Consider the following 22,319-nt stretch of genomic DNA (forward strand, 5'->3'; position numbering starts at 1 on the left):
AAACGCCCGGTTACATTCCGAACCCGGAAGCTAAGCCTTACAGCGCCGATGGTACTGCAGGGGGGACCCTGTGGGAGAGTAGGACACCGCCGAACTCCTTTTACAGCTCTGGCTCTTGGGCATCTGCCCAGGAGCCAGAGCTTTTTTGCGTTGAGGTAAGGTCAGGGAGCATCGTTCGCACGTTTCCCTCAGGAGGCCCCGGGTGGAGGTCCAGGAGACCCGTGTCCAGACGGACAGGGTCCTCACCATCCCCAACATCCTCAGCATGGCTCGCCTCGTTGGCGTGCCCGTGTTCCTGTGGCTGATCCTCTGGCCGGAGTTCGGCGGGCCGAAGAGCGATGGCTGGGCCCTGCTGGTGCTGATGCTGAGCGGGATCAGTGACTACCTGGACGGCAAGCTCGCGCGGCGCTGGAACCAGATCAGCAGCCTCGGCCGGCTCCTGGACCCCGCCGCGGACCGGCTCTACATTCTCTCGACTTTGGTCGGACTGACCTGGCGGGAGATTTTGCCGCTGTGGTTGACCGGTGTACTTCTGGCACGAGAACTGCTGCTGCTGGTGATGGTGGGCATCCTCAGGCGTCACGGCTATCCGCCGCCCCAGGTGAACTTCCTGGGCAAGGCGGCTACCTTCAACCTGATGTACGCCTTCCCGTTGCTCCTGCTCAGTGACGGGAGTGGGTGGCTCCCGTCACTTGCTGCTATTTTCGGATGGGCGTTCGCAGGATGGGGTACAACCCTCTATTGGTGGGCAGGAGTCCTCTACGTGGTACAGGTCCGCCGCCTTGTCCGTGCGGACACCATGGCCGATTGAACCTCGCCCATTGCCGGGCTCCAGCGGCTCGATGGCCCGCTGACGAAAAGTGCGGGACAATTTGGACGGGTGAAGTCGGCTAGACCGTCGTCTTAGAGGAGGACGCTTCCGACATGAAGGCCGTCGTGATGGCCGGAGGCGAAGGCACACGCCTTCGTCCCATGACCTCAAGCATGCCCAAGCCGCTCCTGCCGGTGGCCAACCGGCCGATCATGGAGCATGTGCTGAGGCTGCTCAAAAGGCATGGGCTGAACGAGACCGTCGTAACTGTCCAGTTCCTGGCCTCCTTGGTCAAGAACTACTTCGGTGACGGTGAAGAGCTCGGAATGGAGCTCACCTATGCCAATGAGGAGAAGCCACTCGGTACCGCCGGAAGCGTCAAGAACGCCGAAGAGGCGTTGAAGGACGACGCCTTCGTTGTGATCTCCGGTGATGCCCTGACCGACTTCGACCTCACCGACCTGATCCGTTTCCACAAGGAGAAGGGCGCGCTCGTCACCGTCTGCCTGACGCGGGTGCCGAATCCTCTGGAATTCGGAATCACCATCGTCGATGAGGAAGGCAAGGTCGAGCGTTTCCTCGAGAAGCCGACCTGGGGCCAGGTCTTCTCCGACACGGTGAACACCGGTATCTACGTCATGGAGCCCGAGGTCTTCGACTACGTCGAGGCCGATGTGCCCGTCGACTGGTCCGGCGATGTCTTCCCGCAGTTGATGAAGGAAGGCAAGCCGATCTATGGGTACATCGCGGAGGGCTACTGGGAGGACGTCGGCACCCACGAGAGCTATGTGAAGGCGCAGGCCGATGTCCTGGAGGGCAAGGTCGACGTCGAGCTCGACGGGTTCGAGATCTCCCCGGGCGTGTGGGTGGCCGAGGGCGCCGAGGTGCATCCTGACGCCGTTCTTCGTGGCCCTCTCTACATCGGCGACTACGCCAAGGTGGAAGCCGGCGCCGAGATCCGGGAGCACACCGTGGTCGGCTCCAACGTGGTCGTGAAGAGCGGCGCCTTCCTGCACAAGGCCGTCGTGCACGACAACGTGTATGTCGGGCAGCAGAGCAACCTTCGGGGCTGTGTCGTCGGCAAGAACACCGACATCATGCGTGCCGCCCGGATCGAGGACGGCGCCGTCATCGGCGACGAGTGCCTGATCGGTGAAGAGTCGATCATTCAGGGCAATGTGCGGGTCTATCCGTTCAAGATCATTGAGGCCGGTGCGTTCGTCAACACCTCGGTGATCTGGGAGTCCCGGGGGCAGGCGCATCTGTTCGGTGCCCGTGGCGTGTCCGGAATCCTCAATGTGGAGATCACGCCGGAACTCGCTGTACGCCTCGCCGGTGCCTATGCGACGACCCTCAAGAAGGGGTCCACCGTCACCACGGCCCGCGACCACTCCCGTGGTGCTCGGGCGCTGAAGCGTGCGGTGATCTCCGCGCTGCAGGCGAGCGCCATCGACGTACGGGATCTGGAGAATGTACCGCTGCCCGTGGCGCGACAGCAGACCGCTCGCGGCAGCGCCGGCGGGATCATGATCCGGACGACGCCCGGTGTGCCGGACTCCGTGGACATCATGTTCTTCGACAGCCAGGGCGCCGATCTGTCGCAGGGCAGTCAGCGCAAGCTGGACCGGGTGTTCGCGCGTCAGGAGTACCGGCGGGCGTTCCCCGGTGAGATCGGGGATCTCCATTTCCCGGCCAGCGTCTTCGACTCGTACACCGGATCGCTGCTGCGGAACGTGGACACGACCGGGATCGCGGAGTCCGGGCTGAAGGTCGTCGTGGATGCCTCCAACGGCAGCGCCGGCCTGGTGCTGCCCAGCCTGCTCGGCAAGCTGGGTGTGGACGCGCTGACCATCAATCCCGGTCTGGATGAGTCCCGGCCGACCGAGACGGCGGACGCTCGTCGTTCCGGGCTGGTGCGGCTGGGCGAGATCGTCGCCTCCGCGCGGGCCGCGTTCGGAGTGCGGTTCGACCCGGTCGGTGAGCGGCTGTCGCTGGTCGACGAGAAGGGACGGATCGTCGAGGACGACCGGGCGCTGCTCGTGATGCTCGACCTGGTGGCCGCCGAGCGGCGCAGTGGGCGGGTCGCGCTGCCGGTGACCACCACGAGGATCGCCGAGCAGGTGGCGGCGTACCACGGGACACAGGTGGACTGGACGACGACGTCGCCCGACGACCTGACGCGGGTCGGCCGGGACGAGACCACCATCTTCGGCGGTGACGGCAAGGGCGGGTTCATCGTCCCCGAGTTCAGCGGTGTCTTCGACGGCACGGCGGCCTTCGTACGGCTGATCGGGCTGGTGGCGCGGACACAGCTCACCCTCAGCCAGATCGACGCGCGGATTCCGCGGGCGCACGTCCTCAAGCGGGATCTGGCGACCCCGTGGGCGGTCAAGGGACTCGTGATGCGACGGGTCGTGGAGGCTGCCGGTGACCGGTTCGTGGACACCACGGACGGTGTGCGGGTGGTGGAGACCGACGGGCGCTGGGTGATGGTCCTGCCCGACCCGGCCGAGGCCGTCACCCATCTGTGGGCGGAGGGTCCCGACGACGCGTCGGCCCAGGCCCTGCTCGACGAGTGGTCGGCCGTGGTGGACAGCGCCGGGCGCTGAAATCCCCAGCACGCGCGCGTGCCGGACAAGTGTCCCCAAGGGGGCCTGTCCGGCACGCCGGTGGGGCCATTCGGAGGTACGTGGCGCGACGTGCGACGATGTGCGGCATGCCGCAGCAGCCCCCCGTTCGGAGCACTCCTACGCGACCCTCGCGCCCGGACGCCTCCATGTCGCTGCTCACCAACGTCATGGATCACAGCCTCGATGACGGGTACGCCGAGGCGGCGGCCCGGAAGAAGGCGGCGGACGGCGGTCTGCCCAAGACCCTCAGGGCGAAGCTCGGACTCGCGGCCGGTCTGGTGCTGGCCGCCCTCGTCGTCACCGTCGGGGCGGCCCAGGCGCGGGTCGCGGCTCCTGTGGTGGCGAAGGAGCGCGAGGAACTGATCGACCGGATCGATCAGGAGACCGAGGCCGCGGACAAGCTCGAGGACAGCGTCGACGAGCTGCGCGAAGAGGTGAGCGCGCGCCAGCGTGAGGCGCTGAAGGAGAGCGGCAGCGAGCAGGGGGAGCTCGTGGGCATCCTGTCCGGCGCCGTCGAGGTGCACGGACCCGGGGTGAAGCTGGTCGTCGACGACGCCCGGGAAGCCGGTGGGGGCGGTGACGGGGATCCGCGTGAGACCTCCGGGTTCTCCGACACCGGGCGGGTGCGCGACCGTGACATGCAGCGGGTGGTCAACGGGCTGTGGGAGTCGGGCGCCGAGGCGATCTCCATCAACGGACAGCGGCTGACGGCCCTGTCGGCGATCAGGGCCGCGGGCGACGCGATACTGGTCGACAACAAGCCGCTGGTACCGCCGTACACAGTGCTCGCGGTGGGGGACGGGGAGCGGCTGAGCACCAGGTTCCAGGACAGTGCCGACGGGCTGTATCTGCATGCCCTGCAGGAGAACTTCGGCATCCGGACGGCAATCTCCGTGGAAGAGGACCTCCGGCTGCCGGCGGCACCCCGTGTGACCGTACGAACAGCGCAGCCGAACACCGAGAAAAGCGAGAAGGGCACATCGTGATCGCCGTACTGGGCCTCGTCGTGGGAGTCGTGGCCGGCCTGTTGGTCCGGCCTGAGGTTCCGGCGGTCGTGGAGCCTTATCTGCCGATCGCCGTCGTGGCGGCGCTGGACGCCGTCTTCGGTGGCCTGCGGGCCATGCTCGACGGGATCTTCGACGACAAGGTCTTCGTGGTGTCCTTCCTGTCCAATGTGGTCGTCGCCGCGCTGATCGTGTTCCTCGGTGACAAGTTGGGTGTGGGGGCGCAGCTGTCCACCGGTGTCGTCGTGGTCCTCGGGATCCGTATCTTCTCCAATGCCGCGGCGATCCGCCGGCACGTGTTCCGGGCGTGAGACCGATGAGCAACCAGGACGAGGCGGCCGAGAACAGGCTGCGCAAGGAACTGCCCGACGAGGTCCCGTCCCAGGCGGCCGCGGTAGGCGCGCACGAGGCGGAGACGCGGCCGGAGCTCACCGGACGGCAGCGGCTCGCCAAGGGGCTCTGGCCGCCGCGGGTCACCCGGGCTCAACTGATCGTCGCCCTGTTGCTGTTCGGCCTCGGCTTCGGCCTGGCCGTGCAGGTCGCCTCCAACAGCGACGGGGACGACGCCCTGCGCGGCGCGCGCCAGGAGGATCTTGTCCGGATCCTCGATGAACTGGATGACCGCACACAGCGTCTTGAGGACGAGAAGCAGGGACTCGAGCAGCAGCGGGACGAGCTCGAGAACAGTTCGAACCAGGCCGAGGAGGCTCGTCGGCAGACGGTCGAGAAGGAGCGGCAACTCGGCATCCTGGCGGGCACGGTGGCGGCGCAAGGACCCGGCATCACGGTGGTCATCGACGACACGAAGGGCACGGTCGAGGCGGACATGCTGCTCGACGCCATTCAGGAGTTGCGTGCGGCCGGTGCGGAGGCGATCCAGGTGAATGGGGTACGCGTGGTGGCAGGGACCTATCTGACCGATTCGGGAAACTCCGTGAGCGTCGACGGGAACAAGATCAACGCGCCCTATCGTTTCAAGGTCATCGGCAAACCTCAGGACCTCGAACCGGCGCTCAACATCCCTGGAGGCGTGGTGCAGACCCTCGAGAAGGAGCAGGCCGTGGTGACGGTCGAGCGGTCGGACAAGATCGTTGTGGACGCCTTGCGAGCCGCGCAGCAGCCTGACTACGCTCGGTCGTCCTCGCGGTGAATCGGGGGTGCATGGGGGACGTCCGGCGAGGGCATGAGGTTGCGGGGGGTCGGCGCACCGAATGGGTGGTGCGTGGTGGAAACTGTCTGGTGGATACGGACGTTGTGAGGATGTCCGGGTCGGCCGGAGTGTGCAGTCAGGGTTCGTCCTGCCCCACGGGCGGGTCTGTTTCAGTCAAGGGGAATCGCCCGTGAAGTTGTTTGCGAAGTTGTTCGGCAAGAGCGCGCGGCAGGGCAACGACAACGCCACCGCCCGCCACCGCGCGCAGCCTGACGCAGAGGGCCAGCGGCCGTTGTTCCGGGACCAGGTGGGTGGCCCGGGCGGGGACATTTCCGGAGGTCAGGGCGCGCCGTCTGTTGACCCTGCCCAGGCCGGAGGCATAGGTTTCGGGCAACCCTCAACCTCAGGTACGGGTGGAGGGTTCACCGCCGACCCGTATGCGTCCAATGCCCCCGCGGGGCAGCCGCGGCAGGAGGATCCGTCCATGTCGGCCCTGGTGTGCACGAGGTGCGGTAACCGCAACGCGGAGAACAGTCGCTTCTGTTCCAACTGCGGTGCTCCGCTGCGGGCGGGTGCGGTGCCCGAGCGTCCGTCCGAGACCACCTCCACGATCTCCATCTCCGGTCTCGAGGCCTACGACGCCGAGGCCACCGGCCAGACGCAGATCCCGGCGCTGTCCCCCGAGGCGCAGGCCGCCGTCGAGGCGCTGCCGCTCGGCTCCGCGCTCCTGGTGGTGCGCCGCGGGCCGAACTCGGGCAGCCGCTTCCTGCTGGACAGCGACCTGACCACGGCCGGCCGTCACCCGCAGAGCGACATCTTCCTGGACGACGTCACCGTCTCGCGCCGGCACGTGGAGTTCCGCCGGAGCCCGGACGGCTCGTTCACCGTGGCCGACGTGGGCAGCCTGAACGGCACGTACGTCAACCGCGAGCGGATCGACCAGGTCGCCCTGTCGAACGGTGACGAGGTGCAGATCGGCAAGTACCGGCTGGTCTTCCACGCGAGCCAGCGAGGCTACTGACCCTCCCCCGGAGAAGGTCCATGCTTCACACACCGAGCGGCGGTGCCGGACACGGCACTGCCGCCACGGACAGCGGGCTGATTAGCATCGGCACCGTGCTGAGCGTGCTGCGCGACGAGTTCCCCGAAGTCACCATCTCCAAGATCCGCTTCCTGGAGTCCGAGGGACTCGTCGAACCGCAGCGGACCCCTTCGGGTTACCGCAAGTTCAGCGCCGACGACGTCGAGAGACTCGGCCATGTGCTGAGGATGCAACGGGACCACTATCTGCCCCTCAAGGTGATCAGGGAGCACCTGGACGCCATGGAGCGCGGCGAGGCCGTGGCGCTGCCCACCGTGGGCCGACAGCGCGACGGAGAGGCCGGACCGGAGCTCTCCGATGCTCCTACGGCGGCCCGGATCGGGCGGAGCGAGCTGCTGGCCGCCGCGGAGATCGGCGAGCGGGAGCTCGAGGAGTGGGAGTCGTACGGGCTGATCGCCCCGCTGCCGGACGGGGCGTACGACGCCGAGGCGGTCACCGTGGCCTCGCTCGTCGTCGAACTGGGGCGGTTCGGGATCGAGCCGCGGCATCTGCGGGCGATGAAGGCCGCCGCGGACCGGGAGGCCGGGCTCGTGGACCAGGTCGTGGCACCGCTCAGACGCCATCGCAACCCGCAGACCAGGGCCCATGCCGAGGCCCGCACGAAGGAGCTGGCGGGGCTCACGGTGAAGCTGCACGCGGCGCTCGTGCAGACCGCGCTCGGGGTGCGGCTGCCCTGACCCGGAGGGCCTGGGCGGTCCGGATGGGCCGCCCGTTTCCTGCCCGACTACCCAAACGTCCCGGGCACGGCCTAGGGTTGCTGTGTGAACGAGCTCGATGTCGTAGGTGTCCGGGTCGAAATGCCCTCCAACCAACCGATCGTGCTCCTGCGCGAAGTGGGAGGCGACCGTTACCTCCCCATCTGGATCGGGCCGGGGGAGGCCACGGCCATCGCCTTCGCCCAGCAGGGCATGGCCCCCGCACGACCGCTGACCCACGACCTGTTCAAGGACGTGCTGGAGGCCGTCGGCCAGGAGCTCACCGAAGTGCGCATCACGGACCTGCGTGACGGCGTCTTCTACGCCGAGCTGGTCTTCGCCAGCGGCGTCGAGGTGAGCGCGCGTCCCTCCGACGCCATAGCACTGGCCCTGCGCACCGGAACGCCGATCTACGGCAGTGACGGCGTGCTGGACGACGCGGGGATCGCGATTCCGGACGAGCAGGAGGACGAGGTGGAGAAGTTCCGCGAGTTCCTCGACCAGATCTCGCCCGAGGATTTCGGCACGAGCAGCCAGTGAGACGTCCGGTTCCCGGCAATTGCCAGCGGCGAGTGAGAGCGTCCTGCGGCCCGCTCCGAGCGCATTCGGCTAGCCTTTCCCCGCGGTGGGGTACGGGAAACCACTCCTAGGGTGATTATCACTCGGCGTGCCGAGTGTGGCGATCGTTGACGCACCCCTGGTGACTGCCTACCGTCGAGAAGGCAGGTCAAGGACGGAGGTCGGCGTGAGAAGCAGCGGCGACGGTACGGCTGGGGGTGCCCCCGGACGCGGTCTCGGGGAGAGCGGTCCGTACCCTCCCCCGAGCTCACGACTCCGCTCCGGCGGGGGATACCCCCAGCCGGGTGGTGCGGCCGACCGCGCCCCGCAGCGACCGACGGCCGTGCCGAGCGGCGGAGGGGCGACGTCCATGACGTCCGAGCAGATCGGCTACCGGGGCCCGACGGCCTGCGCGGCGGCCGGCATCACCTATCGGCAGCTGGACTACTGGGCCCGTACGGGGCTCGTCGAGCCCAGTGTGCGGCCCGCGCACGGGTCGGGGACGCAGCGTCTGTACAGCTTCCGGGACGTGGTCGTCCTGAAGATCGTCAAGCGGTTCCTAGACACCGGTGTCTCGCTCCAGAACATCCGCACCGCGGTGCAGCACCTGCGGGAGCGGGGCTTTCGTGACCTGGAGCGCATGACGCTGATGAGCGACGGCGCCACGGTCTACGAGTGCACCTCGCCCGACGAGGTCCACGCGCTGCTCCAGAGCGGGCAGGGAGTCTTCGGGATCGCCGTCGGCGTGGTGTGGCGGGACGTGGAGAGCGCGCTGTCGCAGCTGCACGGGGAGCGCATCGACACCGGGGAGACGCTGGTCGGCCCCAATCCGGCGGACGAGCTGGCGCGGCGGCGGAACCGGGCGGTCTGAGGACGGCTCCGCCGTGTGGGCTGTGCGGGGCGGCGTGGAGGCCGCTCGGGGGCATTGTCAGTGGCGTAGGGCAGCATCGGACATGTGAGAAACACGCCCACGATCCTGCATCTCGACATGGATGCCTTCTTCGCCTCGGCGGAGCAGGCGTCCAAGCCGAGTCTGCGCGGGAAGGCGGTCATCGTGGGCGGGCTGGGGCCGCGTGGTGTGGTGGCCACCGCGTCCTACGAGGCCCGGGTCTTCGGGGTGCACTCGGCGATGCCGATGGCGCAGGCCCGGCGGCTCGCACCGAACGCCGCGTATCTCGTGCCGCGGTTCGCGTTCTACCGGTCGATCAGTGAGCAGGTGATGGCGCTGCTGCGGGCGCTGTCGCCGCTGGTGGAGCCGTTGAGTCTGGATGAGGCGTTCGTCGATCTGGAGGCCGGGGGAGCGGCCTGGGACGAGGCGTCGGCGCGGCTGGTGGGGGCGAAGCTGCGGGCGGACATACGGGCGGTCACCGGGCTGACGGGGTCCGTGGGGCTCGCCGCGTGCAAGATGCTCGCGAAGATCGCTTCCGAGCAGGCCAAACCGGACGGTCTGGTGGTGATCGAGCCGGGGACCGAGCGGGCGATGCTGGGGCCGATGCCGGTGCGGACCCTGCCGGGGGTGGGGCCGGCCACCGGGGATCATCTGCGGCGGGCCGGGATCCACACGGTCGAGGAGCTGGCCGAGGCGGGCGAGGACGAGCTCGTGCGGATGCTGGGGAAGGCGCACGGGCATGCGCTGTACGCCATGGCGCTGGCGCGGGACGAGCGGCCGGTGGTGGCTGAGCGGGAGACGAAGTCGGTGTCCGTGGAGGACACGTATGACGTGGACATCCATGACCGGGTGCGGGTGGGGCTGGAGGTGCAGCGGCTCGCGGATCGGTGTGTGCGGCGGTTGCGGGAGGCCGGGTTGTCCGGGCGGACCATTGTGCTGAAGGTGCGGCGGTACGACTTCTCCACGCTGACTCGGTCCGAGACGTTGCGGGGGCCCACGGATGATCCGGCGGTCGTGCGGGAGGCCGCGGGGCGGTTGCTGGAGTCGGTGGACACGACGGGGGGTGTGCGGTTGCTGGGGGTGGGGGTCAGTGGGCTTGCCGACTACACGCAGGAGGATCTGTTCGCGCAGGCCGCGGGGGAACGGGGTCGGGGTGCGGAGGATGTGGGAGAGGACGGGGCCGGCGAGGTTGGCGAGGCCGGGGGTGTGGGTGCGGCTGCGGAGATGGGGGCGGCTGTGGAGCGGCGGTGGGCTGCTGGGCATGACGTTCGGCATGCGGAGTTCGGGCATGGGTGGGTGCAGGGGAGTGGGGTGGGGCGGGTGACTGTGCGGTTCGAGACGCCGGAGTCCGGGCCGGGGCGGGTGCGGACGTTTCGGGTCGATGATCCTGAGCTTGTTCCTGCGGAGCCGTTGCCGTTGGTGCCGCGGAGGCCGGGGGTTGCTGTGGATGAGGTGCGGGCGTGAGGGGTGGGGGCGGTGTTGGTGGGGGGTTGGTGCACTCGCCCGCGTTGGCGGGGTGCCTCCCCCAGAGGGGCCCAGCCCACCCGTGCCGCCCCAGCGGCACGACTGCCCGCAGCGGGGGTGCGGGCCGGGGGTTGTGCGGGCGATGGGCTGTAGGGCTTTGAGCAACAGGCTGAGGGATGTGCGGCTGCGGGTTATGGGATACACGGCACGCGACTCGGAGCTATGGGCATGCGGTCATGCAGCCAGGGGCGCGAGGGGTGCGGTCACCCAGTTGCGGGGCGGCGGGGGCCGCGGTCACTCAGCTAGGGGGCTACGACGGATGCGGCCGTCCCGCTGTGAGGGCAGACAGGTAGGCGGCTACGGGGCGGTGGTGGCACGGTCGCTCAGCTGCGGGGCGAGGTGGGACGCGGAGGCCCAGCTCCTGGGGCTGCGAGGGGTGCGGTCGCCCAGCTAGTGCGCCCGAGCAGCGCTGGATCCGCGACGACAGCCTGGCTGCCCTGGGCCAGGAGGGGCGCGGCCGTCCCGCTGCGAGGGCGTGCAGGTGCAGCTACGGGGCGGCGGGGGCGCGGTCGCTCAGCTGCGGGGATAGGAGGGACGCGGAGGCCCAGCACTGGGGCTGCGCGAGGGGTGCGGGTACCCAGCTGCGGGGCGGCGGGGGACGTCGTCACCCAGCTGGTGCGCCCGAGCAGCGCTGGATCCGCGACGACGGCCTGGCTGCCCTGGGTCACGAGGGACGCGGCTGCTCCGCTGCGAGGGCGTGCAGGTAGGCAGTTGCGGGGCGGCGCGGGCGCGGGCGCCTAGCTGCGGGGAGCGGAGGGGAGCGGAGGCCCAGATCCCGGGGCTGCCAGGGGGCGCGTCGGTGCGGGGCACGAGGGGTGTCGGGTGCGGTCGCGTTGCGGGGCTACGTGGGGGGCTTAGGTGTCTGCTTCTTCTGTGCCTGCCAAGTTGCCGAAGTCGTAGTCGGGGGGTGTGGGGGAGGTCAGGTCCAGGCCGTAGTGGTGGTAGAGCTGGAGTTCCTGTTCCGGGGAGAGGTGGCGGCCTACTCCGAAGTCGGGGGCGTCCTTGATCAGGGAGCGGTCGAAGGGGACGCGGAGGGCGCCCTCCACCAGTTCGCTGGGCTCCAGGGGGACGAAGGCGTCCCTGCTGAACAGGCCCGTTCGTATGGCTGCCCACTCCGGTACGCCGGTGGCGTCGTCGAGGTAGACCTCGTCGATGGTGCCGAGCTTCGTACCGTTGCGGTCGAACGCCTTGCGGCCGATCAGGTTGCGCGGATCGATGTCGGTCTGCACGTGCCCTCCACTTGGTCGCAACTCATCCGTAAGCACTACGAAAGAGCACATTCGGGTGCGCGGCCACTCGAACGCCTGGGCGTTGACCTCGCTGGTAGGCTGACAGCGGCTGCTGACCCCGTGCGGGAGAGTCCTCCGGACACCATCCGGAGGCGCCGAAGGAGCAAATCCTCCCCGGAATCTCTCAGGCCCACGTACCGCACGGACGAGGTCACTCTGGAAAGCAGAGCGGGTGTCGACGGCTTCCGCTCTCACCGACGGTGAAAGCCGGGCGCCCTCATGCCCCGGTGAAGCTCTCAGGTTGAGATGACAGAGGGGGAGGCCGTCCGGGTACCCGTGCCGTGGTGCCCCTCGAAGGTCGTGTCGACCAGGAGGCCTCCGCAATGACCGCCTATCGCATTCCGCTCTCCGAGCTCGAGCAAGGGATCCCCTTCGAGCAGCGTCACATCGGTCCTGATCATGAGGCTCGGGCCAAGATGCTCGCCCAGGTCGGCTACGGCTCGCTGGACGAGCTCACCGCCGCCGCGGTGCCGGATGTGATCAAGAACGCCGACGCCCTCGACCTGCCGGGCGCGCGGACCGAGGCCGAGGTGCTCGCCGAGCTGCGGACCCTCGCCGACCGCAACCAGGTGCTGGACTCCATGATCGGGCTCGGCTACTACGGCACCTTCACCCCGCCGGTCATCCTGCGCAACGTCATGGAGAACCCGGCCTGGTACACGGCCTACACGCCGTACCAGCCGGAGATCTCGCAGGGCCGCCTGGAGGCCCTGCTGAACTTCCAGACGATGGTCGCCGAGCTCACCGGGCTGCCCACCTCCGGTGCCTCGCTGCTCGACGAGGGCACGGCGGCTGCCGAGGCCATGGCGCTGTCCCGGCGCATGGGCAAGAACAAGAAGGGCCTGTTCCTCATCGACGCGGACGCCCTTCCGCAGACCATCGCCGTGATCCAGACGCGGGCCGAGCCCACGGGCGTCGAGGTGGTCGTCGCCGACCTGAGCGAGGGCATTCCGGACGGCATCGCCTCGCGCGAGATCAACGGCGTGCTCATCCAGTACCCGGGCGCCTCCGGTGCCGTGCGGGACATCAAGCCCGTCATCGAGCAGGCCCATGAGCTCGGCGCGCTGGTCACCGTCGCCGCCGATCTGCTCGCGCTGACGCTGCTGACCTCCCCCGGCGAGCTGGGCGCGGACATCGCGATCGGCACCACGCAGCGCTTCGGTGTGCCGATGGGCTTCGGCGGTCCGCACGCCGGTTACATGGCCGTGCACGAGAAGTTCGCGCGCAGCCTGCCCGGGCGGCTGGTCGGGGTGTCCGTGGACGCCGACGGCAACAAGGCCTACCGGCTCGCGCTGCAGACGCGTGAGCAGCACATCCGCCGGGAGAAGGCGACCAGCAACATCTGTACGGCGCAGGTGCTGCTCGCCGTCATGGCCGGCATGTACGCCGTCTACCACGGGCCCGAAGGGCTGAAGAGCATCGCCCGGCGGGTCCACCGGTACACCTCGATCCTGGCCGCGGGGCTCACCGCCGGCGGAGTCGAGGTCGTGCACGGCTCCTACTTCGACACGCTCACTGTGCGGGTGCCCGGTCGGGCCGCCGAGGTCGTCGCGGCCGCGCGGGAGAACGGCGTGAACCTCTGGCTGGTCGACGCCGACCACGTCTCCCTCGCCTGCGACGAGACCACCGGCCGGGCCCAGCTCACCGCGGTGTGGAGCGCCTTCGGGGTGGACGGGGACGTCGAGGCGCTGGACGCGCGGGCCGAGGACGCGTTGCCGGCGGCGCTGGTGCGCGGGGACGAGTTCCTGGCCCACCCGGTCTTCCACCAGTACCGCTCCGAGACCGCGATGCTGCGCTACCTGCGCCGCCTCGCCGACCGTGACTACGCGCTCGACCGCGGCATGATCCCGCTGGGCTCCTGCACGATGAAGCTCAACGCGACGACCGAGATGGAGCCGGTCACCTGGCCCGAATTCGGGCAGCTGCACCCCTTCGCGCCGGAGGAGCAGGCGGGGGGTTACCTCACGCTCATCCGCGAGCTGGAGGAACGTCTCGCCGAGGTCACCGGGTACGACAAGGTCAGCCTCCAGCCGAACGCCGGATCGCAGGGTGAGCTGGCCGGTCTGCTCGCCGTCCGCGGCTACCACCGGGCCAACGGCGACGAGCAGCGCACCATCTGCCTCATCCCGTCCTCCGCGCACGGCACCAACGCCGCCAGCGCCGTGATGGCGGGCATGAAGGTCGTCGTCGTCCGGACCGCCGAGGACGGCGAGATCGACGTCGAGGACCTGCGGGCGAAGATCGAGCAGTACCGCGACGAGCTGTCGGTGCTGATGATCACGTACCCCTCGACGCACGGCGTCTTCGAGGAGCACGTGGCCGACATCTGCGCGCAGGTGCACGAGGCGGGCGGGCAGGTCTACGTCGACGGCGCCAACCTCAACGCGCTGGTGGGCCTGGCCAAGCCGGGTCACTTCGGTGGTGACGTCTCGCATCTGAACCTGCACAAGACCTTCTGCATCCCGCACGGCGGCGGTGGCCCGGGCGTCGGCCCGGTGGGTGTGCGGGCGCACCTGGCGCCGTACCTGCCGAACCACCCGATGCAGCCGAGCGCCGGCCCCGAGACGGGTGTCGGGCCGATCTCGGCGGCGCCGTGGGGTTCCGCGGGGATCCTGCCGATCTCGTGGTCGTACGTCCGGCTCATGGGCGGCGAGGGGCTGAAGCGGGCCACGCAGGTCGCCGTGCTCAGCGCGAACTACATCGCCAAGCGCCTGGAGCCGCACTACCCGGTGCTGTACACCGGCCCGGGCGGGCTCGTCGCGCACGAGTGCATCATCGATCTGCGGCCGCTGACCAAGGCGACCGGTGTGAGCGTCGACGACGTCGCGAAGCGGCTCATCGACTACGGCTTCCACGCGCCGACGATGTCCTTCCCGGTGGCCGGCACGCTGATGATCGAGCCGACCGAGTCCGAGGACCTCATCGAGCTGGACCGGTTCTGCGAGGCGATGATCGCCATTCGCGGCGAGATCGAGAAGGTCGGCTCCGGCGAGTGGGCCGCGGACGACAACCCGCTGCGGAACGCCCCGCACACCGCCGCCGCGCTGGGCGGGGACTGGGAGCACGCGTACAGCCGCGAGGAGGCCGTGTTCCCGGGCGGGGTCTCGGCCGCGGACAAGTACTGGCCGCCGGTGCGCCGTATCGACCAGGCCTTCGGCGACCGGAACCTGGTGTGCTCGTGCCCGCCGATGGACGCGTACGAGGGCTGATCCGGCGTAGGCGAGGGGCTCCGCCCGGGCTGTACGGCTCGGGGGGAGCCCTTCGCTGTTTCCCGCTCCTGTTTCCCGCCGGCCGGACGGACGGCCTAGGCCGGGTAGGCGTGGGTCTGCGTCGCCTTGACCGTGGCCCAGACGGGGGCGCCCGGGTGCAGGTCCAGCTCCGCCGCGGCGACCGTGGTGAGGTCGGCGGCGAGGGGGAGTTCGCCGGTGAGGTCGGCGCGGATCTGGTCGCCGTGGGTTTCCAGCCCCTCCACCTGGCAGTGCCAGAGGTTGCGGGCGCTGGCGCCGGTGGGGCGGTCGCGGAACAGGGTGACGGCGCCCGGGGGGAACGCGACGAACACCGGGCCGGTGAGGTCCTCCGTGGTGGTGATGACGGGACCCGCGTCCAGCCGGACCGTGTGGCCCGCCGCCGTGCCCTTGTAGAGGTTCAGGCCCACCAGCTGGGCGATGTAGTCCGTGCGGGGGTGGCGGGCGATGTCCGAGGGGGTGCCCTCCTGGACGATCCGGCCCTGCTCGATGACCACCAGTCGGTCCGCCAGGACCATGGCGTCCAGGGGGTCGTGGGTGACGAGGACCGCCACCGCCGCGAACTCGGCGAGATGGCGGCGCAGCTGGGCCCGGACCTCCAGGCGGGTGCGGGCGTCCAGGGCCGCCAGGGGCTCGTCGAGGAGCAGGAGGCGCGGGTTCGTGGCGAGGGCCCGGGCCAGCGCGACGCGTTGCGCCTGGCCGCCGGAGAGGTGGCGGGGCTTGGCGTGCGCGTGGTCGGCGAGGCCCATGCGGTCCAGCCAGGTCCGCGCCTGGGCGCGGGACTCGGCCTTGGTGGCGCCTTGGCAGCGGGGGCCGAAGGCGACGTTGTCGAGGGCGGTGAGGTGGGGGAAGAGGAGGTAGTCCTGGAAGACGACGCCGACGGGGCGGTGTTCGGGGGGCGTGCGGTCCAGGGGGGTGCCGTCGAGGCGCAGGTGACCGGCGGTCAGGGGGACCAGGCCGGCGAGGGCTCGCAGGGCGGTGGTCTTGCCCGCGCCGTTGGGGCCGAGGAGGGCCACGACGTCGCCGGGGGCGGCGGTGAGCCCGATGTCCAGGTGGAAGGTGTCCCGGTCGACGATCAGGTGGGTGTCCAGACCCGGGCGGGTGTCGGTCATGGGGTCGCCATCCATCGGTCCCGTAGTGCTGCCAGCACCGTGATGGACACCGCGAGGAGCACCAGGCTCAGGGCGATGGCGGCTGCCGGGTCGGACTGGAGGGCCAGGTAGACCGAGAGGGGCATGGTCTGGGTGCGGCCCGGGAAGTTGCCCGCGAAGGTGATGGTGGCGCCGAACTCGCCCAGTGCGCGCGCCCAGGCGAGGACCGCTCCGGCCGCGATGCCCGGGGCGATCAGCGGCAGCGTCACCCTGCGGAACGCCGTGAAGCGGGACGCGCCCAGGGTCATGGCCGCCTCCTCGTAGCGGGGATCCGCCGCCCGGAGCGTGCCCTCGACGCTGATGACGAGGAACGGCATCGCCACGAAGGTCTCCGCCACCACCACTCCCGCGGTCGTGAAGGGGAGCGTGACGCCGAACCAGCTGTCCAGCCACTGGCCCACCACGCCGTTGCGGCCCAGCGCCAGGAGCAGCGCCACGCCGCCCACCACCGGGGGCAGGACCAGCGGCAGGGTCACCAGGGCGCGGACCAGGCCGCGGCCGGGGAAGTCGGTCCTGGCCAGCAGCCAGGCCAGCGGGACGCCCAGGAACAGGCTCAGGGCGGTGGCCGCCGTGGCGCAGAGCAGGGACAGGCGCAGGGCGTCCCAGACCTCGGGGCTGGTCAGCTGGTCCGGCAGGGTGCTCCACGGGGTGCGGACCAGCAGGGCGATCAGCGGGACGACCAGGAACGCCAGACCCAGCAGCGCGGGGAGCAGCAGCGGCAGCGGCACCAGGCGGGGCCGCGGGCGCCCGGGGCCGCCTTTCGAGGGCGCGGCGGGGTGCGTCACGGCTTCAGGAACCCGGCCTCGGTCAGGGCCCTTCGGCCCTCGGCGGACCGCACCAGGGCCATGAACGCCTTGGCCGTGTCCGGGTTCGGCGCGTCCTTGAGGAGGGCGATCGGGTAGTCGTTGACGGCGTCGGCGGCCTCGGGGAAGTCCACGCCGTCCACCTTGTCACCCGCCGCCTGTACATCCGTCCGGTACACGACGGCGGCGTCTGCCTCCTTGAGCTCCACCTTGGTCAGGGCGCCCTTGACGTCCTGCTCGTAGGAGACGGGCGTGACCGTCAGCCCCGCCGCCGCCAGCGCCCTGTCCGCCGCCGCGCCGCACGGCACGGTCCTGTCGCACAGGACGACCTTCAGGCCGGGCTCGGTGAGGTCCTTCAGGGAGGAGATCTCGTCCGGGTTGCCCGGCAGGGTGGCGATCTCCAGCTGGTTGCGGGCGAACGTGGACGCCGTGCCCGCCACGTCCTTCGCGGCCGTCACGATCTCCATGGTCTGCGGGCTGGCCGCGGCGAACACGTCCGCGGGGGCGCCGCCCGTGATGTTCGCCGCGAGGGTGTCGCTGCCGCCGAAGCTGAAGGTGACCTCGGTGCCGGGGTGCTCCTTCTCGAACGTCTCGCCGAGCTGGGTGAAGCTCTCCTGGAGGGAGGCGGCGGCGAAGACGGTGACCGTGCCGGAGAGCCTGGACGAGCCCGAGGAGCCGGACGCCTCGGAGGAGGACCCGGACGAGGAGGAGCAGGCGCTCAGCAGGAGCAGTACGGCGGCTCCCGCGCCGGCCGCCTGCACCGTCCTGCGGGTCCGGCGGGCGTAAGGGGTCATCACGGGTCCACTCCCTCGGTCTCCGGGGGAGGAAGCCGCCGGGACTCACCGTCGGCCTCCCCTCGCATACGCCGATGATACTTACGCAGATACGAGGAGAAAGTCTGCTGGCTCTTCGTATGAGCGAGGGGGAAGGGGGATGGAGGTTCGTATGTGCGAGACCAGGTGTGGGTCTCAGGTGCGGTCGATGTGTACGTTTGTCGACTTCACCCGGGCCGTGGCCTCCATGCCGACCTCCAGGCCCAGCTCCTCCACGGCCTCCCGGGTGAGCAGGGAGACCAGCCGGTGCGGGCCGGCCTGGATCTCCACCTGGGCTGCCACGTCACCGAGCTTGATCGCGGTGACGATGCCGGGGAAGGCGTTGCGGGCCGAGGTGTAGGGGGCCTCCTCGTCGGGTGCGGCCGCCGTCCTGGCGAGCTCCACCGAGAACTCGGCCAGGTCCCGGCCGTCGATGAGCCGCCGGCCGCTGTCGTCGCGGTGGGTCGCCATCCGGCCCGCGTCCGCCCAGCGGCGGGCGGTGTCCGGGCTGACCCCGAGAAGTCGTGCGGCCTGACCGATCGTGTAGGACTGCATGCCGGTCACGATAGGGCGTCGACCTTGGCTTTCGGCCGTCGGCGTAAGAGAACCGTCAAGGACGGTCGGTGATCCGTATGGGAGCCGTCAACGGCGGTCGGAAGCGGTCAGGGGAGAGGTTCGCTCTACCCGTCCCTGTTTTCCCACCGCATCTCAACTCCAGGAGCTCACGATGGCCGATCTGGCCTTCGTCGTCACCACGGTCGCGGTCTTCGCGCTGGTGGCTCTCGTCGCCAAGGGGGTGACCAGGCTGTGACCGCCGAGAACATCGTCGGCCTCGTCGTGGCCGTCGCCCTGCTGGGCTATCTCGTCCTCGCCCTGATCTTCCCCGAGAGGTTCTGAGCGCTGATGGGTCCCGTACTCGCCGGCGTGCTTCAACTGCTGGCACTGGCAGGGGCGCTCGCCCTCGTCCACATTCCCCTCGGCAACCACCTGGCCCGGGTCTACTCCAGCGACCGTCACTGGCGCGTCGAGAAGTGGATCTACCGGGGGATCGGAGCCGACCCCGACACCCGGATGCGCTGGCCCGCCTATCTGCGCGCCCTGCTGGCCTTCTCGCTCGTCGGGGTCCTCTTCCTGTACGCCCTTCAGCGGCTCCAGGGCGTGCTGCCCGGCTCACTGGGGTTCACGTCGATCGACCCGGACCAGGCGTTCAACACCGCCGTGTCCTTCGTGACCAACACCAACTGGCAGTCCTACGCCGGTGAACAGGCCATGGGCCATGTCGTGCAGACCGCCGGCCTCGCCGTGCAGAACTTCGTCTCCGCCGCGGTCGGCATGGCCGTCGCGGTCGCGCTGATACGCGGGTTCGCGCGGTCGCGTACCGGTGAACTCGGCAACTTCTGGGCCGACTTGGTGCGGGGCGTCGTACGCGTGCTGGTGCCGCTGGCTGTCGTCGCGGCGGTCGTGCTCGCCGGCTGCGGGGTCATCCAGAACTTCTCCGGCATCCATGGGGTCGGGCAGTTCACGGGTGGCTCGCGGGAGTGGAACGGGGGTGCCGTCGCCTCGCAGGAGGCCATCAAGGTGCTGGGCACCAACGGCGGCGGTTATTTCAACGCCAACTCCGCGCATCCGTTCGAGAATCCGACGCCGTTCTCGAACCTCTTCGAGATCTTCCTGATGCTTCTCATCCCGTTCTCCCTGACCCGGACGTTCGGGGTCATGACCGGCTCGGTCCGGCAGGGGTACGCCGTCCTCGCCGCCATGGGCGTCATCTGGCTCGGCTTCGCCGCGCTGATGCTGTGGGCCGAGTTCGCCCACCACGGCCCGGCGTTCGAGATCGCCGGCGGGGCGTACGAGGGCAAGGAGGTCCGCTTCGGGGTCGGCGCCTCCTCGATCTTCGCCACGTCGACGACGCTCACCTCGACCGGTGCGGTGAACTCCTTCCACTCCTCCTTCACCGGCCTCGGCGGCGGCATCACCCTGCTCGGCATGATGCTGGGCGAGATCGCGCCCGGGGGTGCCGGATCCGGCCTCTACGGCATGCTGATCATGGCGATCATCGCGGTGTTCCTCGCCGGTCTGATGGTCGGCCGTACGCCCGAGTACCTCGGCAAGAAGATCGGCACCCGCGAGATCAAGGCGGCGGCCTGCTTCATCCTCGTCACCCCGGCCCTGGTCCTGGTCTGCACCGCCGTGGCGATGGCACTGCCCACCCCGCCCCACTCGATGAGCAACGGCGGGGCCCACGGATTCACCGAGATCCTCTACGCCTACACCTCCGCCGCCAACAACAACGGCTCGGCCTTCGCCGGGCTGAACGCGGACACGCAGTGGTTCAACAGCACCCTCGGCCTGTGCATGCTGCTCGGCCGTTTCCTGCCCATGGTGTTCGTGCTGGCGCTGGCCGGCTCGCTCGCCGAGCAGCGGCCGGTGCCGGTCACCGCGGGCACCCTGCGCACCGAGAAACCGCTGTTCACCGGCGTGCTGGTGGGCGCCATCCTGATCATCACCGGTCTGACCTACTTCCCGGCCCTGGCGCTGGGACCGCTCGCCGAGGGGTTGGCGGCATGACCATCGACGTAACACATCCCGAGGACGCCATGTCCACCACCGCCCCGACCCGGGCCCCGCACACCGTCGGCGCCGGTCTGTTCGCGCCCCGGCAGCTGCTGCGGTCGCTGCCGGACGCCTTCCGCAAGCTCGATCCGCGGGTGATGATCAAGTCTCCCGTGATGTTCGTGGTGCTGGTCGGCTCGGTGCTGACGACCGGGTTCTCCTTCGCGGATCCCGGAGACTGGTTCGGCTGGACGATCAGCGGCTGGCTGTGGCTGACGGTCCTCTTCGCGAACCTCGCGGAGGCCGTGGCCGAAGGGCGCGGCAAGGCGCAGGCGGACACCCTGCGCAAGGCCAGGACCGGCACGGTGGCCCGCAAGGCCGACGGGACCGTGGTCGCCGGGACCGAGCTGCGGGTCGGTGATCTGGTCGTCTGCGCGGCGGGCGATGTCATCCCCGGCGACGGGGACGTGGTCGAGGGCGTGGCCAGCGTCGACGAGTCGGCGATCACCGGTGAGTCGGCGCCGGTCATCCGCGAGTCGGGCGGGGACCGCTCGTCCGTCACCGGGGGTACCAAGGTGCTCTCCGACCGGATCGTCGTGAAGATCACGACCAAGCCGGGGGAGACCTTCGTCGACCGGATGATCAACCTGGTCGAGGGCGCCGCGCGGCAGAAGACGCCCAACGAGATCGCGCTGAACATCCTGCTGTCGTCCCTGACGATCGTGTTCCTGCTCGCCTGTGCCACCCTCCCGCCGTTCGCCGGCTATGCGGGCGCCCACTTGACGACGGTCGTGCTGGTGGCGCTGCTGGTCTGTCTGATCCCGACCACCATCGGCGCCCTGCTCTCCGCGATCGGCATCGCGGGCATGGACCGGCTGGTGCAGCGCAATGTGCTCGCCACGTCGGGCCGTGCGGTCGAGGCCGCGGGTGATGTAGCCACGCTGCTGCTCGACAAGACCGGCACCATCACGCTCGGCAACCGGCAGGCGGCGGAGTTCGTGCCGGTGCGCGGGGTGACCGCCGCCGAACTCGCCGGGGCCGCCCAGCTGTCGTCGCTGGCGGACGAGACGCCTGAGGGCCGTTCCGTCGTCGTCCTGGCCGAGGAGCGGTTCGGGCCGCGCGAGCGGCGCGAGGGCGAACTGGCGCAGGCCCGCTGGATCCCCTTCACCGCCCGGACCCGGATGTCGGGGGTGGATGTCGCCGGGCGCAAGGTCCGCAAGGGCGCGGCCGGTTCGGTGCTGGCCTGGGTGGCCGAGCAGGGCGGCCAAGTCGCTGAGGACGCCAGGGAGTTGGCCGAGCTGATAGCCGCGGCGGGCGGTACGCCTCTGCTGGTCGCGGTCGAGGATGCCGGCGGGGCCCGGGTGCTCGGTGTCATCCACCTCAAGGACGTCGTCAAGGAGGGCATGCGCGAGCGGTTCGAGGAACTGCGCAGGATGGGCATCCGGACCGTCATGATCACGGGGGACAACCCGCTCACCGCCAAGGCCATCGCGCAGGAGGCCGGCGTCGACGACTTCCTGGCGGAGGCCACCCCCGAGGACAAGATGGCGCTGATCAAACGGGAGCAGGCCGGCGGAAAGCTGGTCGCGATGACGGGCGACGGCACGAACGACGCCCCGGCGCTCGCCCAGGCGGACGTCGGCGTGGCGATGAACACGGGGACGTCGGCCGCCAAGGAGGCCGGCAACATGGTCGACCTCGACTCGGATCCGACGAAGCTGATCGAGATCGTGGAGATCGGCAAGCAGTTGCTGATCACTCGGGCAGCGCTGACCACGTTCTCGATAGCCAACGATGTCGCCAAGTACTTCGCGATCATCCCGGCGCTGTTCGCGGCCGTCCATCCGGGCCTGGACAGGCTGAACATCATGGGCCTGTCATCGCCGGACTCGGCGATCCTGTCCGCGGTCGTCTTCAACGCGCTGATCATCATCGCCCTGGTGCCGCTCGCGCTGCGCGGAGTGCGGTACCGGCCGATGAGCGCGGACCGGATGCTCCGCCGCAACCTCGCGGTCTACGGACTCGGCGGGCTGATCGCACCCTTCGTCGGCATCAAGCTCATCGATTCGATCGTCTCGCTGATCCCCGGGATCGGGTGAAGGA

The 22,319-nt window shown here is 69.8% G+C and carries 19 protein-coding genes, 1 rRNA gene and 1 riboswitch; of the genes, 15 read left to right on the top strand and 5 right to left on the bottom strand.

Annotation, left to right across the window (positions count from 1 at the left end):
• The 11 genes from rrf to ACFYW5_RS15500 all read left to right on the top strand — a co-directional run.
• A 5S ribosomal RNA gene (gene rrf / locus ACFYW5_RS15450) occupies positions 1–95 on the top strand; the annotation flags it as partial.
• A gap of 107 nt (positions 96–202) precedes the next feature.
• Positions 203–811: a CDP-alcohol phosphatidyltransferase family protein gene (locus tag ACFYW5_RS15455; RefSeq protein WP_389417491.1), complete on the top strand. Its 609-nt coding sequence runs from the start codon at positions 203–205 to the stop codon at positions 809–811.
• Between the two features lie 113 nt (positions 812–924).
• Positions 925–3,420, top strand: a complete 2,496-nt coding sequence (locus ACFYW5_RS15460; protein WP_389417492.1) for a sugar phosphate nucleotidyltransferase — start codon at positions 925–927, stop codon at positions 3,418–3,420.
• Between the two features lie 98 nt (positions 3,421–3,518).
• On the top strand, positions 3,519–4,427 hold the full coding sequence (locus tag ACFYW5_RS15465) for a DUF881 domain-containing protein (RefSeq protein ID WP_389417966.1): 909 nt from the start codon (positions 3,519–3,521) through the stop codon (positions 4,425–4,427).
• Positions 4,424–4,756 (top strand): small basic family protein, encoded by a 333-nt coding sequence (locus ACFYW5_RS15470; protein ID WP_003988855.1) that lies wholly within the window; start codon positions 4,424–4,426, stop codon positions 4,754–4,756. The genes ACFYW5_RS15465 and ACFYW5_RS15470 overlap by 4 nt, the downstream gene beginning before the upstream one ends.
• A gap of 5 nt (positions 4,757–4,761) precedes the next feature.
• The gene (locus tag ACFYW5_RS15475) at positions 4,762–5,595 is read left to right on the top strand and encodes a DUF881 domain-containing protein (RefSeq protein ID WP_389417493.1); all 834 of its coding nucleotides are present in this window, start codon (positions 4,762–4,764) and stop codon (positions 5,593–5,595) included.
• A gap of 61 nt (positions 5,596–5,656) precedes the next feature.
• Positions 5,657–6,616 (top strand): FHA domain-containing protein, encoded by a 960-nt coding sequence (locus ACFYW5_RS15480; RefSeq protein ID WP_389417494.1) that lies wholly within the window; start codon positions 5,657–5,659, stop codon positions 6,614–6,616.
• A gap of 20 nt (positions 6,617–6,636) precedes the next feature.
• Complete coding sequence (locus tag ACFYW5_RS15485; RefSeq protein ID WP_389417495.1) at positions 6,637–7,374, top strand: MerR family transcriptional regulator; 738 nt, start codon at positions 6,637–6,639, stop codon at positions 7,372–7,374.
• An 84-nt stretch (positions 7,375–7,458) separates the two neighbouring features.
• The gene (locus ACFYW5_RS15490; RefSeq protein WP_006144119.1) at positions 7,459–7,932 is read left to right on the top strand and encodes a bifunctional nuclease family protein; all 474 of its coding nucleotides are present in this window, start codon (positions 7,459–7,461) and stop codon (positions 7,930–7,932) included.
• Positions 7,933–8,137: 205 nt separating this feature from the next.
• A complete protein-coding gene (locus ACFYW5_RS15495) occupies positions 8,138–8,821 on the top strand; it encodes a MerR family transcriptional regulator (protein WP_389417496.1) in 684 nt (227 codons plus the stop codon).
• Between the two features lie 84 nt (positions 8,822–8,905).
• Positions 8,906–10,303 carry a DNA polymerase IV gene (locus ACFYW5_RS15500; RefSeq protein ID WP_389417497.1) on the top strand — a complete coding sequence of 466 codons (1,398 nt, stop codon included), beginning with the start codon at positions 8,906–8,908 and terminating at the stop codon, positions 10,301–10,303.
• A gap of 914 nt (positions 10,304–11,217) precedes the next feature.
• Here ACFYW5_RS15500 and ACFYW5_RS15505 read toward each other — a convergent pair.
• Positions 11,218–11,592 carry a PRC-barrel domain-containing protein gene (locus tag ACFYW5_RS15505; RefSeq protein WP_389417498.1) on the bottom strand — a complete coding sequence of 125 codons (375 nt, stop codon included), beginning with the start codon at positions 11,590–11,592 and terminating at the stop codon, positions 11,218–11,220.
• A gap of 113 nt (positions 11,593–11,705) precedes the next feature.
• A riboswitch (glycine riboswitch) is annotated at positions 11,706–11,802 on the top strand.
• A 173-nt stretch (positions 11,803–11,975) separates the two neighbouring features.
• On the opposite strand from ACFYW5_RS15505, the gene gcvP reads away from it, so the two are divergent.
• Positions 11,976–14,861 carry an aminomethyl-transferring glycine dehydrogenase gene (gene gcvP, locus ACFYW5_RS15510; protein ID WP_389417499.1) on the top strand — a complete coding sequence of 962 codons (2,886 nt, stop codon included), beginning with the start codon at positions 11,976–11,978 and terminating at the stop codon, positions 14,859–14,861.
• Between the two features lie 95 nt (positions 14,862–14,956).
• Here gcvP and ACFYW5_RS15515 read toward each other — a convergent pair whose 3' ends face one another.
• The 4 genes from ACFYW5_RS15515 to ACFYW5_RS15530 all read right to left on the bottom strand — a co-directional run bounded on the left by ACFYW5_RS15515 (position 14,957) and on the right by ACFYW5_RS15530 (position 18,218).
• Complete coding sequence (locus ACFYW5_RS15515; protein ID WP_389417500.1) at positions 14,957–16,009, bottom strand: ABC transporter ATP-binding protein; 1,053 nt, start codon at positions 16,007–16,009, stop codon at positions 14,957–14,959.
• Positions 16,006–16,833 carry an ABC transporter permease gene (locus tag ACFYW5_RS15520; RefSeq protein WP_389417501.1) on the bottom strand — a complete coding sequence of 276 codons (828 nt, stop codon included), beginning with the start codon at positions 16,831–16,833 and terminating at the stop codon, positions 16,006–16,008. Before ACFYW5_RS15520 ends, ACFYW5_RS15515 begins: the two co-directional genes overlap by 4 nt.
• Complete coding sequence (modA, locus tag ACFYW5_RS15525) at positions 16,830–17,645, bottom strand: molybdate ABC transporter substrate-binding protein (protein WP_389417502.1); 816 nt, start codon at positions 17,643–17,645, stop codon at positions 16,830–16,832. Before modA ends, ACFYW5_RS15520 begins: the two co-directional genes overlap by 4 nt.
• 174 nt (positions 17,646–17,819) lie before the next feature.
• Positions 17,820–18,218 carry a molybdopterin-binding protein gene (locus tag ACFYW5_RS15530; protein WP_389417503.1) on the bottom strand — a complete coding sequence of 133 codons (399 nt, stop codon included), beginning with the start codon at positions 18,216–18,218 and terminating at the stop codon, positions 17,820–17,822.
• Between the two features lie 252 nt (positions 18,219–18,470).
• Here ACFYW5_RS15530 and kdpF point away from each other — a divergent pair, with 252 nt between their 5' ends.
• Genes kdpF through kdpB form a run of 3 tightly spaced genes read left to right on the top strand, consistent with a single transcriptional unit; the run spans position 18,471 to position 22,315 of the window.
• Complete coding sequence (kdpF, locus tag ACFYW5_RS15535; protein ID WP_016434100.1) at positions 18,471–18,560, top strand: K(+)-transporting ATPase subunit F; 90 nt, start codon at positions 18,471–18,473, stop codon at positions 18,558–18,560.
• A 6-nt stretch (positions 18,561–18,566) separates the two neighbouring features.
• Positions 18,567–20,231 carry a potassium-transporting ATPase subunit KdpA gene (kdpA, locus tag ACFYW5_RS15540; protein ID WP_389417504.1) on the top strand — a complete coding sequence of 555 codons (1,665 nt, stop codon included), beginning with the start codon at positions 18,567–18,569 and terminating at the stop codon, positions 20,229–20,231.
• Complete coding sequence (gene kdpB, locus ACFYW5_RS15545) at positions 20,228–22,315, top strand: potassium-transporting ATPase subunit KdpB (protein ID WP_389417505.1); 2,088 nt, start codon at positions 20,228–20,230, stop codon at positions 22,313–22,315. The genes kdpA and kdpB overlap by 4 nt, the downstream gene beginning before the upstream one ends.
• The last annotated feature ends 4 nt before the right edge of the window (positions 22,316–22,319 follow it).

Origin of the sequence: Streptomyces sp. NPDC002779 (assembly GCF_042888685.1) — a bacterium.
Classification (GTDB): Bacteria; Actinomycetota; Actinomycetes; order Streptomycetales; family Streptomycetaceae; genus Streptomyces.